The organism is Micromonospora sp. S-DT3-3-22 (genome assembly GCF_015354745.1).
Classification (GTDB): domain Bacteria; phylum Actinomycetota; class Actinomycetes; order Mycobacteriales; family Micromonosporaceae; genus Micromonospora; species Micromonospora wenchangensis.
The window spans coordinates 1-13,871 of sequence record NZ_JACGMO010000006.1 but is presented as its reverse complement, the minus strand read 5'-3'; the positions used below and the strand labels follow the sequence as shown (position 1 = coordinate 13,871).

The following is a 13,871-nucleotide window of genomic DNA, read 5'->3' as shown; positions in this document are numbered from 1 at the left end:
CTGTGCGATTGTGGAGGCATGCGCGGGGGAGGACCTAACCGGTTGCTGTTGGTCGAGGACGACGAGGAACTGGCCGACTTACTCACCGAGACACTGAGCTGTGAGGGTTTCCTCGTCGACCGGGCCGCCGACGGCCAGCGTGGCCTGCACCTGGGGCTGACCCGCAGCTACGACGTGCTGGTCGTCGACCGGATGCTGCCGGCGCTGGACGGTCTCGACCTGGTCGCCCGGCTGCGGTCCCGGGCGGTGCCGACCCGGGCGCTGATGCTCACCGCGCTCGGTGGGGTCGGCGACCGGATCGCCGGGCTGGACGCCGGTGCCGACGACTACCTGGGCAAGCCGTTCGACCTGGACGAGTTGAGCGCCCGGGTCCGGGCGTTGTGCCGGCGCGGCACGGAGTCCACCACCGTGCTGCGCATCGGCGCCGGGCGGCTCGACCTGACCTCGCACGACGCGGTGCTGGCCGACGGCACCCGGGTGGCGCTGTCCGCCCGGGAGTTCGAGCTGCTGCGGGTGCTGGCGGCCCGGCCGAGCACCGTGCACTCCCGGGGTGAGCTGCGCCGCCGGGTCTTCGACGAGGCCGCCGCGACGTCGCTGGTGGACACCTACGTCTACTACCTGCGCCGCAAACTCGGCCGGCCGGTGATCCGTACCGTGCACGGGCTCGGCTACCGACTCGGAGCGCTGTGATGGAGTTGGTGGAGCAGTCGATGGTACGCCGGGCCCGGCTGCGGATCGGGCTGCTGGTGGGGCTGGCCATCAGCGCCCTGCTGCTGCTGGCCGGCGGCATCTCGTACGCGGTCCTGGTCCGCAGCCAGGAGGCGCAGATCCACCGGGAGTTGGCCTGGGGCACTCAGCACGCCACCATCCCCGGCCCGCCCGCGTGCAGTTGGGTGTTTCGCTACAACGGGCTCACCACCGACACCGGCCTCAACCCGCCACCTGCGGGTTTCCCGCTGACCGGAGCGCTGAGGTCGGTGGCGGCCACCGGGATCACCGAGGTCACCACCGTCACCCGAAACGGCACCACCTACCACGTCCGCACCGAGTCGCGCAGCGACGGGATGGTCGTCCAGGCGGTGTTCGACGCGCGGTTCCAACTGTCCGACCGCCGGCACCTGCTGCTGGCGTTCAGCCTCGCCGCGACGGTCGGGCTGTTCGTCGCCGTGCTGACCGGCGCGCTGGTCGGGCGGCAGGCCGTCGCGCCGCTGGCCGAGGCGCTGACCCGGCAACGGCGGTTCATCGCCGACGCCAGCCACGAGCTGCGGACCCCGATCGCCCAGGTGCACATCCGCGCCCAGTTGATGGCGCGGCGGGCGCGGACCGGGGGCAGCACCACCAGCCTGGAGGATCTCGACCGGCTGATCGGCGGCACCCGCCGGCTGGGCGAGATCGTCGACGACCTGCTGCTCTCCGCCCAGCTCGCCGCCGCTCCCGCCGACCGCCGGCCGTACCCTCCGGTCGACCTGACCGCGCTCGTCGGGGCGGCCGTCGCCGCCGAGACGGAACGGGCCGCCGAACGGCAGGTCACCCTCGCCGCCGACCTGCCCGACGGGTCGCTGCCGGTGCCGGGGGTCGCATCGGCGCTGCGCCGGGTGGCCGGCGAACTGTTGGCGAACGCGCTCGCCCACACACCGCCCGGCGGCCGGATCGACGTGTCGCTGCGGTCCGGCGGCGACTACGTCGAGTTCGTGGTCGCCGACACCGGGGTCGGGTTCGACCAGGCCGACGCGCGGCGCATCTTCGACCGGTTCCACCAGGGCGGGGGCTCCGGGGAGCACCGGTTCGGGCTGGGGCTGGCCCTGCTCCAGGAGGTCGTGACGAGCCACCGGGGCACGATCGAGGCCGAGGGCCGGCCGCACCGGGGGGCGGTCTTCACCGTCCGGCTGCCCGCCACCCGGGCACCCGAGGTGCCGGAGCGGGCCTCGGGTATCCGCCGCCTGCGGGTCCGGCAACTCGTCGACAGGTGAGCCGCGCCGGGCCGCGACACCCGGCCGGAGAAAAAGTTCCGCCACCGATGTCGAGAACGGCAGGCCGGCTCCGTCCCCCGGGTGAACGCGGCCAGAATGGGGGTCGCGCCGGCACCGAGGAGAGACCCGATGGCGAAGTACCTGCTGCTCAAGCACTACCGGGGTGCCCCACCCGCGGTCAACGACGTCCCGATGGACCAGTGGACGCCCGAGGAGATCACCGCCCACATGCGGTACATGCACGACTTCGCGGCCCGGCTGGAGGGCACCGGCGAGTTCGTCGACGGTCAGGCCCTCGCCCCCGAGGGGACGTTCGTCCGGTACGACGGGCCGGGGCGTCCGCCGGTCACCGACGGGCCGTTCGCCGAGACCAAGGACCTCGTCGCCGGCTGGATGGTGATCGACGTGGACAGCTACGAGCGCGCCGTCGAGCTGGCCGGTGAGCTGTCGGCCGCGCCGGGGGCGGGCGGGCGGCCGATCCACGAGTGGCTGGAGCTGCGTCCGTTCCTGACCGCCCCGCCGACCGTCACGGACTGACGGTGGACGGTGACCTGCTGCGCCGGCTCATCCCGGAGGTGCTCGGGGTGCTCGTCCGGCGCGGGGCCGACTTCGCGGCGGCCGAGGACGCCGTGCAGGACGCGCTGGTCCGGGCGCTGGACGTCTGGCCGGCCGACCCGCCCCGCGACCCGAAGGGCTGGCTGGTCACCGTGGCCTGGCACCGGTTCCTCGACGCGGGCCGGGCGGACGCCGCCCGTCGTCGGCGCGAGGACCTCGTCGTCGAGGAACCGGCGTCCGGCCCGGCGTCCGGGGTGGACGACACGCTCCGGCTGTACTTCCTGTGCGCCCACCCGTCGCTGAGCCCGTCGTCGGCGGTCGCGTTGACCCTGCGCGCCGTCGGCGGGCTGACCACCCGCCAGATCGCCCGGGCCTACCTGGTGCCGGAGGCGACCATGGCGCAGCGGATCAGCCGGGCCAAGCGCACGGTGGCCGGCGTGCGCCTCGACCGGCCCGGCGACGTCGCCACCGTGCTGCGGGTGCTCTACCTGGTCTTCAACGAGGGCTACTCCGGCGATGTGGACCTCGTGGCCGAGGCGGTCCGGCTCACCCGGCAGCTCGCCGCGATGGTCGACCACCCCGAGGTGGCCGGGCTGCTCGCCCTGATGCTGCTGCACCACGCCCGCCGCGCGGCCCGCACCACGCCCGACGGCAGCCTGGTGCCTCTCGCGGCGCAGGACCGCAGCCGGTGGGACACCGCCGCGATCGTCGAGGGGGTCGGCATCCTCCAGGCGGCGCTGGCCCGGGACCGGCTGGGCGAGTTCCAGGCCCAGGCCGCCATCGCGGCGTTGCACGCCGACGCGCCCGTCGCCGCCGAGACCGACTGGGTGCAGATCGTCGAGTGGTACGACGAACTCGTGCGGCTGACCGACAGCCCGGTGGTCCGGCTCAACCGGGCGGTGGCCGTCGGGGAGGCCGACGGGGCGCGGGCCGGGCTGGCGGCCCTGGCGGCGGTGGACCCGGCGGTGCCCCGCCACGCGGCGGTGACGGCGTACCTGCACGAGCGGGCCGGCGACCTGGCGACGGCGGCCCGGTGGTACGCCGAGGCCGCCCACCGGGCCGCCCACCTCGCCGAACGCGACCATCTGATCCGTCAGGCCGCCCGCCTCAACGCCCGCCAGCCTGGCTGACCGCGGCGCGCGCCCGCCGGGCCGGGATTCGATGCATCGCTATTCTTGACTCCTGTCGTGGTGGCCGCCTCCGTGCGGGTGGCGCAGGGACGGGGGCCGGGCGATGACTGACCGTCGAACCCCGGCGGTGACCGTTGCGCCCCGGGCGGTCGCGGCGCTGGTCGCGCTGTCCGTCTCGGCGTTCTGCTACGTCGCCGTGGAGACGTTGCCGGTCGGCATCCTGCCCCTGGTCGCCACCGACCTGGACGTGTCCGTGTCGCACGTGGGGCTGCTCGTCACCGGCTACGCGATCACCGTCGCTGTCGTCTCGGTGCCGCTGACCCACGTCACCCGGCGGGTGCCGCGCCGTCGGCTGCTCGGTGTCCTGCTGGGCGTGCTGGTGCTCGCCACGCTGGTGTCGGCCGCCGCCCGCGACTACCAGGTGCTGCTCGGGACCCGGGTGGTCGTCGCGCTCACCCAGGCGCTGTTCTGGGCGGTGGTCGCGCCGACCGCCGCCGGCATGTTCCCGGTCCGGGTACGCGGACGGGTCACCTCCGTCGTGTTCGCCGGGGCGTCGCTCGGGCCGATGCTCGGTGTGCCGGCGGGCACCTGGCTCGGCCAGCAGTGGGGCTGGCGGGTGGCGTTCCTGGCCCTGGCCGCCCTGGCGCTGGCCGCGTTCGTGGCGGTCGTGACGCTGATGCCACCGGTGCCGGTCGGGGCGACGCACGCGTCGACCGGCACCGCCCCGGACGCCCGCCGGTACGCGGTCGTCGTGGTGGCGACCGCGCTGTCGGTGGGGGGCCTGTTCACGGCGTTCACCTACACCGCCGTGTTCCTGACCGACGTCTCCGGGTTCGCCCCGGGCGCCCTCGGGCTGCTGCTGCTGGTCCGGGGCCTCGCGGACTTCGCCGGCATCACCGCCGGGGGGATCGCGAGCGACCGTCACCAGCGGGTGGCGATGGTGACCCCGGTGCTGCTGCTGGTGGTGGCCCTGCTCGGGATGTTCCTGCTGGCCGCGTCGCCGGTGGCGACCGGGGTGCTGCTGGCCGTGTCCGGGTTCGCCATGGGCGCGCTGACCCCCGCGGTGCAGAACCGGGTGCTGGAGGTGGCCCCGGGCAGCGCCGACCTGGCGGCGGCCGGCAACTCCGCCGCCTTCAACGTCGGCATCGCCGGCGGGTCGCTGCTCGGCGCGGTGGTGCTGTCCGGGTTCGGGGTGCGCGCCACGGCGTTGGCGGGTGGCCTGGTGGCCGTGGCGGCGCTTGTCGTCCTGCTGGCCGAGCCGCTGATCGCCCGGGGCGGCGGGGCGCGGCGGGCCACCCCGGTGGCGGGTCCGGCAGGTGCCGCCGCAACCGGGAGGATGGTGGGCCGGTGACCGAGCGGACGCGGTGACCCCGGGGTTCACGTCGAGGGGGTCCGCTGACCGGACGGAGCGCCCGCCCCGGGAATACCCTCAGGTCGTATTGCGAGACGGTGTCTCTGTTGACGTTGCGGTGGGGGTTGGTTAGCCTGGACCGATCATCGCCAGCCGCAGGAGAACGCCATGATCCGAGTTCCGCAAGGCTCTGGATTGCTGGTGCGCGGTTACGAGGAGCCGCTGCGGGTCCACCCGCCGCGGGAGGGCATGCGCCCCGGGACCGCCGCCGGGGACCCGCAGACCCCGTTCTGATGGATCGGCCCGCCGTCTCCCGACCCGGACACGGCGAGTGCCCACGTCGTTGATCAGCCCGGTGGGCGACACCGCCCGCCCGGCACGCCGACCTTTTCCGCAGAACCGAACCTCGGAGCGCATCATCATGACCACCGCAATCGATCTCGCCCCCATCTCCGGTCCGTCCGCCTGGCGCGGTGACGAACTGCGTACCTCGACCGAGTGGATCTACCAGCTCAGTGACGCCGAGCGCGCCGAGCTGGAGACCGTCGGCCGCCGGTTCGTCGCCGACAACCCCGACCTGCGTACGGTGACCGCCGCCGACTACCCGCTGCCGGCCTGCGCCGGCCTCAACGAGGAGTGCGCCCGCCAGCTCGACTCCGGACGCGGCTTCATCCTGGTCCGGGGCCTGCGCACGGAGGAGTACGGCGACACCCTCGCCGGGGCGATCTTCTACCTGATGGGCCTGCACCTCGGCGTGCCGATGGGGCAGAACCAGATGGGCGACGTGCTCGACCACGTCATCGCCACCTCCAACAAGACCCTCGACGACCCGTCGGCCCTGCCGTCGCGGGTCCGCGACCGGCTGCCGTTCCACTCCGACAGCTCCGACGTGGTCGCGCTGATGTGCCTGCGGGCGGCCAAGGCCGGCGGGGCGAGCAGCCTGGTCAGCGGCACCACGATCTACAACGAGATCCTGCGCCGCCGGCCGGACCTCGCGCCGCTGCTGTTCGAGCCGTGGCACTGGGACTGGCACCGGCAGGACCCGGACGCCCCGGCCCGCACCTACACCTCGCCGATCTGCAGCTACGTCGACGGCATCTTCAGCACCTACGCCGGCAGCTCGATGATCTTCTCGGCGCAGGACTACCCCGAGGTGCCCCGCCTCACCGAGGCGCAGATCGAGCTGCTGCACCTCTACGACGAGGTGTCCCAGTCCGCCGGCCTGGCCCTGGACATGGACTTCCAGCCCGGTGACGTGCAGTGGCTGCTGAACTACGCCGCCCTGCACTCGCGTACCGGTTACGTCGACTTCCCGGAGCCGGAGCGTCGCCGGCACCTGCTGCGGCTGTGGCTCAAGCGCGACGTCGGCCGGCCGCTGGTCGGCGGGTTCGGCAAGCACGTGGTGACCGAGCGCGGCAGCGAGATCGCGCCGGGCGGCCGGTTCCGCATCGCCGAGGCGGTCGAGCCCAACTTCGAGTGGGGCAACTGACCCACCGGCCCCTCGTCAGGACGGCCCGCAGCGCCCCAGTGTCGTGGCGCGGCGGGCCGTCCGCGTGTGGTCGCCCGCACGGCCGTCCGGTCACCGGAGGGCGCTGAGTGGCCGTGCGGTGGCGTCCGGAGCGATGCGGCGGGCTGCTGACCGGCGGGGCCGGGCGGCGTGGACGAGCAGCCAGCCCATCAGGACGACCTCACCGACGAAGGTGACCCCGGAGACCTGCACCGGATATCCGGCGGAGAGCAGCGGTCCGACCGCGTCGGCCAGGTAGCCCGCGCCGGCGACGGCCACCAGCGCCGCCACCCAGGTCGGCACGGTGTCCGACCGCCAGGCCAGCCAGCCGACCAGCAGCAGGTGGCCGCCGAAGAGCAGCAGGCCCAGGTCCCAGACCTGCTGGAAGTCGGCGAGCCCCGGGTATCCGTCGGCGCGGAGCCGGTCGGCCCCGGCGCTGTCGCGCAGCAGGCCGGCGACACCGGTCAGGTGGGTGACCGCCACGGCGAGGATGACCGCGTAGCCGGTGCGGCACCACGCCGCGAGCAGGGCGACGGCACGGTGGGTGCGGCGCAGGAGCGCGGCCAGCGCCCAGCCGACCAGCACGTCCAGGCAGGCCACCGTGAACAGGGCGACGACGGCCAGGGTGAGCGCCCTCTGCTGTGCCGGCAGCCGGGTGACGATGCCCGCCGCGTCGGTGGCGAGCAGTGGTTGCACGACGCCGAAGTTGGCCCACCCGGCGAGCACCGCCATCAGCAGCAGCCCCGCCCCGGCGGCCAGCGCCGCCCGGTGGGCGCGGGAGTCGTCCGGCCCCACCACGGCCGGTCCGGTGGTGGCGGGTGGGGCGGCGGTGGCCGGCGCGAAGCCCCGGACGAGCAGCACCACGCCGAAGGCGACCTCGAACAGCCCGCCCGGGACGGCCGGTGCGACGCCTACCTCCACCCCGGCCAGTGCGGCGACCGCCCCGGCCGCGAGCAGCGCGTAGCCGGCGGTTCCCCAGCCGGCGAACCACCGGGGCAACCAGCGCCGCCGGGCCAGCGCCAGGCAGAACGGCACGCTGCCCAGTCCCAGTGCCAGCATGGCGAGCTGGTAGGCGAGGTCGGCGGCGCCGTCGCCGTACCGGTCGCGCAGCACGAGACCGGCGGCGAGCAGGAACGCCTCCGCGCCCCGGGTCACCAGGTAGAGCCAGGCGACGCCGGGGTGCGGCCGGCGCAGCGCGTGGAAGGCCAGCACCCCGATGGCCGCCACCAGTACGGAGTTCGCCAGCACCAGCGCCACCCCGGCCGGTCGCCCGGCGAGCGCGCTGCCGACGCCGTAGGCGACGAACGCCGACAGGAAGAACGCGCCGGCCCACCGACCGGTCACACGCAGGGACATCGTCGCCTCCCGGATCTTCGTACTAAGTACGACTTACTTAGTACGGTACGGTGGGCGGAGCAGGCGGTCAACGAAGTGTCAGGGGAGCGACGCAGTGGGCGAACCGGTGCGGCAGCTCAGCCGGGAACGGGTGCTGCGGGCGGCGGTCGCCATCGCCGACGCCGACGGCCTCGGCGCGCTGACCATGCGGTCGCTCGCCGCCGCGCTGCACGCCAAGCCGATGTCGCTCTACCACTACATCCGCAACAAGGAGGAACTGCTCGACGCGCTCGTCGACGGGGTGTTCGCCGAGATCGACCTGCCCGTGCCGGGCGGCGACTGGCGGGCCGAGGTACGCCGACGGTGCCTGTCGGCCCGTGCCGTCCTCGCCCGGCACCCCTGGGCGCTGACCCTGATCGAGACCCGGACCAGCCCCGGCCCGGCCACCCTGCGCCACCACGACGCCATGCTGGGCGTGCTAAGGGGCGGGGGCTTCTCGCTGCCGATGACGGCCCACGCGTACGCGATCGTCGACGCGTACGTCTTCGGGTTCGTGTTGCAGGAGGCGTCGCTGCCGTTCGACACCGGCGACGCCGCCACCGAGGTCGCCGACGCGATCATGGCGGGGTTCGCGGCGGGGGAGTACCCGCACCTGGTCGAGTTCGCCACCCGGCACGTGGGCCAGCCCGGCTACCACTTCGGCGGGCAGTTCACCTTCGGCCTCGACCTGATCCTCGACGCGCTGGCGAACGCGGCGTGACGACCACCGGGGACGGACGTCCGGACGGGCCGGCCCCGGGACCCGGGCCGGCCCGTCCGGACAGGACCTACAGGTCGAGCACCAGCCGCTCCGAGCGGCACCGCCCGACGCAGATCATCATGCTGCGCCCGGCCGTACGCTCCTGCTCGGTCAGCAGTGAGTCGCGGTGCTCCGGCGTGCCGGCGAGCACCCGGGTCTCGCACGCTCCGCAGTAGCCCTTCTCGCAGTCGTAGGTCAGGCCCGGCACGACCTCGCGCAGCACGTCGATCATGCGCCGGTCCGGCGGCACCCGCAGGGTCGCCCCGGTACGCGCCAGGTGCACCTCGAACTCGGTGTTCGTCGCCGGGTCGAAGGCGACCTCCAGGTCGTCCCCGGCGGTGAACCGCTCGACGTGCAGCCGCTCCGACCGGCCGGTCGCGGCGCAGACCCGCTCCAGCGCGTCGATCATGCCGGTCGGCCCGCAGCAGTAGACGGCGGTGTCCGGCCCGGTGGCGTCGAGCAGCGCCTCCAGGTCGGGCAGGCCGGCCTCGTCCTGCGGCAGCAGGGTCACCCGGTCACCGGCGAGCGCGGTCACCTCGTCGACGAAGGCCATCGAGGCCCGGCTGCGACCGCCGTACACCAGCCGGAACGGCACGCCCCGGCGGTCGGCCTCGCGGGCCATCGCCAGGATCGGGGTGATCCCGATGCCCCCGGCGAGGAAGAGGTAGTCGGGGGCGTCGACGAGCGGGAAGTGGTTGCGCGGGCCGCGCACCGAGAGGGTGACGCCCGCCCGGGCGAGCGCGTGCAGCTCCACCGAACCGCCCCGGCCGGCGGGCTCGCGCAGGGCCGCGATCCGGTAGTGCCGGGTGTCGTCCGGGTCGCCGCACAGCGAGTACTGCCGGACCCGCCCGGACGGCAGCCGCACCTCCAGGTGCGCGCCCGGCGCCCAGGGCGGCAGCTCCGCGCCGGTCGGGTCGGCCAGGCGGAGCTCCAGCACCTCGTCGGTGGCGGTGGCGGTGGCCGCCATGACCAGCTCCCGGTCGCCGGTCAGGCTGGCGGTGGGCCGGGTCCCCGCCGCGTCGGCGTCGCGGCGGGGACCCGGGGTGAAGACGGCCGGGATCGCGTCCCAACCGCTCTGGTTGCCCCGGGTGGGGTAGGCGACGAGCCCCTCCTCCACCACCCGGAAGTCGGGCAGCCGGGTGAGTACCTGCGTGATCATCTCGCGGAACATCAGCCGGGCCAGGTGCGCTCCGGCGCAGCGGTGGCTGCCGATGCCGAAGCTCAGGTGCCGGGCGGCGTCGCGGTCCAGCCGCAGCTGCTCGGGGTCGGGGAAGACCGCCGGGTCGTGGTTGGCCGCGACCCAGGGGATCAGCACCCGTTCGCCGGCGGTGACCGGGCAGCCGCCCACCTCGGTGTCGGCCCGGACGGTACGGGCCATCGACTGCGACGGGGCGAACACCCGCAGGAACTCGTCGGTGGCGGTGAGCAGCAGGTCGGGGGAGTCGATCAGGCGCTGCCGGTCCTCGGGGTGCCGGCTCAGGTGCACCAGGGTGGAGCCGGTCAGCGAGGTGGTGGTGTCCACCCCGCCGGCGATCAGCAGCCCGATGACCGAGACCAGCTCGTCGGCGGCGAACAGTTCCCCGTCGGGGCGGCGCTGGGCGGCCAGGTAGCTCACCGCGTCGCCGGTCGGCGCGGCCCGTCGCTCGACGATCAGTTCGCGGATGCGCTGGTCGAGGTAGGCCAGGCCGGCGGCCCCGCGTACGGCGCGTTCGCTGCCGGGCAGCGCGGCGAAGATGTCGTGGATCGGGCCGGCCAGCTTGGCCCAGTCGGATTCGGGGAATCCCAGCCAGTCGAGGGTGACGGCGGCCGGCAGCGGGTTGGTCAGGTCGCGGACGAAGTCCACCGACCCCTCGGCGATGAACGCGTCCACCACGCGGGTGGTGTGCCGGGCGACCATCGGGGCCAGCTCGGCGACCGCGTCCTGGGTGAGCAGCGGGTTGATCAGGTCGCGGTAGCCGGTCGCGGCGGGCGGGTCCAGCTCGATCGGGTACTGCTCCAGGCCGGGGCCCCGGGGGATGACGATGGCGGTGCCGTCGCCGCCGGCGGTGGCGCGGGCGGAGGAGAAGGTGTCGTCGTCGCGGGCGATCCGGACCACGTCGGCGTACCGGGTGGTGTAGACGAATCCGCCGTGCGCGTCGGTCCGACCGACCGGGCAGGTCTGGCGGAACTCGCGGTAGTAGCCCACCGGGTCGGTGTTGCACTCGGCCGAGTGGTGGTCGAAGGGCGCGGCGGGCCGGTCTTCGGTCGCGGTCTGCGTGGCGGCCGGGGCGGTGCGCTGCTGTTCGGTCATCGGGACGTGCTCCACAGGTGCGGGACGCTGCGCGGTGTTGCCCAGCCGCGCCACTGGGTGTGGGTCTGACGCCAAGGGTAATGTCGCTCACATTGCGAGACAATGTTTCGCGATGAGATACAGAAATGTCGATGGGGTGGCCCGGCGGGATGCTCCGGACCCGGCGTCGTCCCCGGTCAGAGGGTCAGCACGGCCTTGCCGACCTCGCCGGAGCGCAGTGCCGCCACCGCCTCGTTGATCTGCGCGAAGGGGAACCGGGTGATCAGGCGGTCCACCGGGAAGTTGCCGGCGGCGTGCAGGTCCAGCAGCTTGGGCAGGAAGACCTGCGGCAGGCTGCTGCCGCCGATGATGCCGGTGATGCTGCGGCCGTTGAGCACGCTGCGCCACTCGAAGCTCATCTGCTCGCTCGGGCCGATCCCGACCACGCCGCAGCGGCCGAGCGGGCCGAGCGACTCGACGGCCAGCCGCAGCACGTCCTCCCGGCCGGTGGTGTCGATCGCGACGTCGAAGCCGTGCGGGGCGATCGCGGTCAGCAGTTCGCGTGGGTCGCCGTCGGTGGAGTTCACCCCGTGGGTCGCGCCGAGCAGCCGGGCCGTGTCCAGCTTGCCGGCGTTGACGTCGACGGCGGCGACGACGGCGCAGCCGGCCACCCGGGCGGCCAGGATCGCCGCCACGCCCACCGCGCCCGCGCCGAAGACCACCAGCGAGGAGCCGACCTCCGGGCGCAGCACGTTGAGCACCGCGCCGGCGCCGGTGCCGAAGCCGCACCCGAACGGGCCGACCACGCCCAGGTCGATCTCCTTGCTGATCGGCACCACCGCGCGGGCCGGGGCGACCACGTGAGTGGCGAACGACGACTGGCCCAGGAAGTGGCCGTTGACCGGCTGCCCGTCGCGGGACAGCGCCGAGCTGCCGTCCGGTCGCCGGCCGGTGAAGTTGACCGCGTCGAACTGGCGGCAGTAGGCGGGGTTTCCGCCCCGGCACAGCGGGCAGTCGCCGCAGGAGGTGAAGCTCATCGCGACATGGTCGCCCGGGGAGATCCCGGTGACCCGCTCGCCGACCTGCTCGACCACTCCGCTGCCCTCGTGGCCGAGCACCGCCGGGGTGGGGAAGAAGTTGGCGAACTCCAGGTCGGTGGCGCAGATCCCGACGCTGTGCACCCGGACCAGCACCTCGTCCGGTCCCGGGTCGGCGAGGTCGATCTGCTGGAGGGTGAACGGCCCTCCCGCGCTCTCCAGCACCGCCGCTGTGATCCGCACGCGCCCTCCTAGTGACTCATAAAGCGAGATTGCATCTTGACATGCGAAACGTGAAGGGTCAAGGATTCGCACATGGCTGACCTGGACATTCCCACCGCCCGCCAGCTCGTCGACGGCGACTGGACCCCCGCCGCCGACGGCGGTGAGCTACCGGTGCTCGATCCCGCCACCCGGGAGCCCATCCAGTCGGTGGCCCGCGCCCGCGCGGTCGACGTCGACCACGCCGCCGCCGCCGCCCGCCGGGCCGCCCCCGGCTGGGCGGCCACCTCGCCCAGCGAGCGCGGCGCGATCCTTTCGCGCTGGGCCGCGCTGATCGGCGAGCACGTCGAGGAACTCGCCGCGTACGAGGCGCGTGACGTGGGCAAACCCCGCTCCGGCGGGCGGCTCAACATGTACATCACCCGGGGCATCGTCGACTACTTCGCCGGGGCCGCCGACAAGCTCACCGGCGTCACCCTGCCCACCCGTACGCCTGACTACTTCGGCTACACCCGGCCCGAGCCGTACGGCGTCTGCGCGGTGATCATCCCGTGGAACGTGCCGGCCGTGCTCACCGCCGCCAACGTCGCCCCGGCGCTGGCCGCCGGCAACACGGTGGTGCTGAAGCCCTCCGAGGTCGCGCCGTTGTCGCCGTTCGCGTTGGCCGAGCTGGGCCGCCGGGCCGGCCTGCCGCCGGGCGTGCTCAACGTGGTCACCGGCCTCGGTCCCGAGGCCGGGGTGGCGCTCACCGGCCACGCCGACATCGACCACATCAGCTTCGTCGGCTCGACGGTGACCGGCCGGTCCGTCATGCGCGCCGCCGCGCAGCACCTCGTCCCGGTCAAGCTGGAGCTGGGCGGCAAGTCCCCGAACGTGGTCTTCGCCGACGCCGACCTGGACGCGGCGATCCCGGCGATCATCGCCTCGATCACCGAGAACGCCGGGCAGAACTGCTACGCCGGCTCCCGGCTGCTGGTCGAGGAATCCATCCGGGCCGAGGTGGTCGAGCGGGTCGCCGCCGGTATGGCGGCCGTCCGGACCGGCCCCTGGGACCAGGACCTGGACATGGGCCCGCTGGTCAGCCAGGCCCAGTACGAGCGGGTCCGGGGTTTCCTGGCCGAGGCCCCGGCCGCCGGGGCCCGGCTGGTCGTCGGCGGCGAGCCGGCCACCGCCGCGTTCGACGACGGCTGGTACGTCGCCCCCACCGTCTTCGACCAGGTCGAATCGGACATGCGGCTGGCCCGCGAGGAGGTCTTCGGCCCGGTGCTGGCGGTGCAGGGCTTCCGGGGCGTGGACGAGGCGGTGGCCCTGATGAACGACACCGACTTCGGCCTGCTGGCCTGCATCTGGACCACCGACGTGTCGCGGGCGCTGCGGGTGGCCGGGCAGGCCCGCGCCGGGCAGGTCGCGGTCAACCAGTTCCACGACGCCGGGGTGATCGGCTTCCCGTTCAACATGCAGAAGGAGAGCGGCTTCAGCCGGGGCGGCGGCTACGCGGCGCTGCGCGAGTACACCCAGGAGAAGGCCGTCGCGGTCCGGCTGCTCGACCGACCGTCGGCGTGAGCCGATCGGGTGAGCTGGCGGCGGCCCGCCCCCGGCTGGCCGTCGCCGCCGCGCCCCCACCGGCCGCGTTCGCCCAGTGGCTCGCCGAACTCGCGTTCGGCGGCGCCGGCTGGCCGGAACTGCTGGCCGCGGT

The 13,871-nt window shown here is 74.1% G+C and carries 11 protein-coding genes; 8 read left to right on the top strand and 3 right to left on the bottom strand.

Annotated elements, in window-relative coordinates; genetic code table 11:
• Positions 1-42: 42 nt before the first annotated feature.
• From H1A17_RS02780 to H1A17_RS02755, 6 genes are all read left to right on the top strand, one after another.
• The gene (locus H1A17_RS02780) at positions 43-690 is read left to right on the top strand and encodes a response regulator transcription factor (protein WP_228542815.1); all 648 of its coding nucleotides are present in this window, start codon (positions 43-45) and stop codon (positions 688-690) included.
• The gene (locus tag H1A17_RS02775) at positions 690-1,970 is read left to right on the top strand and encodes a HAMP domain-containing sensor histidine kinase (protein ID WP_145919443.1); all 1,281 of its coding nucleotides are present in this window, start codon (positions 690-692) and stop codon (positions 1,968-1,970) included. Before H1A17_RS02780 ends, H1A17_RS02775 begins: the two co-directional genes overlap by 1 nt.
• A 129-nt stretch (positions 1,971-2,099) precedes the next feature.
• On the top strand, positions 2,100-2,507 hold the full coding sequence (locus H1A17_RS02770; RefSeq protein WP_194820989.1) for a YciI family protein: 408 nt from the start codon (positions 2,100-2,102) through the stop codon (positions 2,505-2,507).
• A 2-nt stretch (positions 2,508-2,509) separates the two neighbouring features.
• Complete coding sequence (locus H1A17_RS02765; RefSeq protein ID WP_194820988.1) at positions 2,510-3,655, top strand: RNA polymerase sigma factor; 1,146 nt, start codon at positions 2,510-2,512, stop codon at positions 3,653-3,655.
• 103 nt (positions 3,656-3,758) lie between these two features.
• Complete coding sequence (locus tag H1A17_RS02760) at positions 3,759-5,006, top strand: MFS transporter (protein ID WP_194820987.1); 1,248 nt, start codon at positions 3,759-3,761, stop codon at positions 5,004-5,006.
• Between the two features lie 421 nt (positions 5,007-5,427).
• Positions 5,428-6,495, top strand: a complete 1,068-nt coding sequence (locus tag H1A17_RS02755; protein WP_145919447.1) for a TauD/TfdA family dioxygenase — start codon at positions 5,428-5,430, stop codon at positions 6,493-6,495.
• Positions 6,496-6,585: 90 nt separating this feature from the next.
• Here the strand turns inward: H1A17_RS02755 and H1A17_RS02750 are convergent, their stop codons facing one another.
• Positions 6,586-7,869, bottom strand: coding sequence for a DUF4386 family protein (locus H1A17_RS02750; RefSeq protein ID WP_194820986.1), 1,284 nt, complete (start codon positions 7,867-7,869; stop codon positions 6,586-6,588).
• A gap of 94 nt (positions 7,870-7,963) precedes the next feature.
• On the opposite strand from H1A17_RS02750, the gene H1A17_RS02745 reads away from it, so the two are divergent.
• Positions 7,964-8,608: a TetR/AcrR family transcriptional regulator gene (locus H1A17_RS02745; RefSeq protein ID WP_145919449.1), complete on the top strand. Its 645-nt coding sequence runs from the start codon at positions 7,964-7,966 to the stop codon at positions 8,606-8,608.
• Between the two features lie 67 nt (positions 8,609-8,675).
• Here the strand turns inward: H1A17_RS02745 and H1A17_RS02740 are convergent, their stop codons facing one another.
• Positions 8,676-10,937, bottom strand: a complete 2,262-nt coding sequence (locus tag H1A17_RS02740) for a cytochrome P450 (RefSeq protein WP_145919450.1) — start codon at positions 10,935-10,937, stop codon at positions 8,676-8,678.
• Positions 10,938-11,113: 176 nt separating this feature from the next.
• Positions 11,114-12,196 carry an NAD(P)-dependent alcohol dehydrogenase gene (locus H1A17_RS02735; RefSeq protein WP_145919451.1) on the bottom strand — a complete coding sequence of 361 codons (1,083 nt, stop codon included), beginning with the start codon at positions 12,194-12,196 and terminating at the stop codon, positions 11,114-11,116.
• A 72-nt stretch (positions 12,197-12,268) separates the two neighbouring features.
• Here H1A17_RS02735 and H1A17_RS02730 point away from each other — a divergent pair, with 72 nt between their 5' ends.
• Positions 12,269-13,738 carry an aldehyde dehydrogenase gene (locus H1A17_RS02730; protein ID WP_194820985.1) on the top strand — a complete coding sequence of 490 codons (1,470 nt, stop codon included), beginning with the start codon at positions 12,269-12,271 and terminating at the stop codon, positions 13,736-13,738.
• Positions 13,739-13,871: the final 133 nt, after the last annotated feature.

Coding starts and splice junctions, on each gene's coding strand:
- H1A17_RS02775 (WP_145919443.1), top strand. CDS start 690: ATGGAGTTGGTGGAGCAGTCGATGGTACGCCGGGCCCGGCTGCGGATC.
- H1A17_RS02770 (WP_194820989.1), top strand. CDS start 2,100: ATGGCGAAGTACCTGCTGCTCAAGCACTACCGGGGTGCCCCACCCGCG.
- H1A17_RS02760 (WP_194820987.1), top strand. CDS start 3,759: ATGACTGACCGTCGAACCCCGGCGGTGACCGTTGCGCCCCGGGCGGTC.
- H1A17_RS02755 (WP_145919447.1), top strand. CDS start 5,428: ATGACCACCGCAATCGATCTCGCCCCCATCTCCGGTCCGTCCGCCTGG.
- H1A17_RS02750 (WP_194820986.1), bottom strand. CDS start 7,869: ATGTCCCTGCGTGTGACCGGTCGGTGGGCCGGCGCGTTCTTCCTGTCG.
- H1A17_RS02740 (WP_145919450.1), bottom strand. CDS start 10,937: ATGACCGAACAGCAGCGCACCGCCCCGGCCGCCACGCAGACCGCGACC.
- H1A17_RS02730 (WP_194820985.1), top strand. CDS start 12,269: ATGGCTGACCTGGACATTCCCACCGCCCGCCAGCTCGTCGACGGCGAC.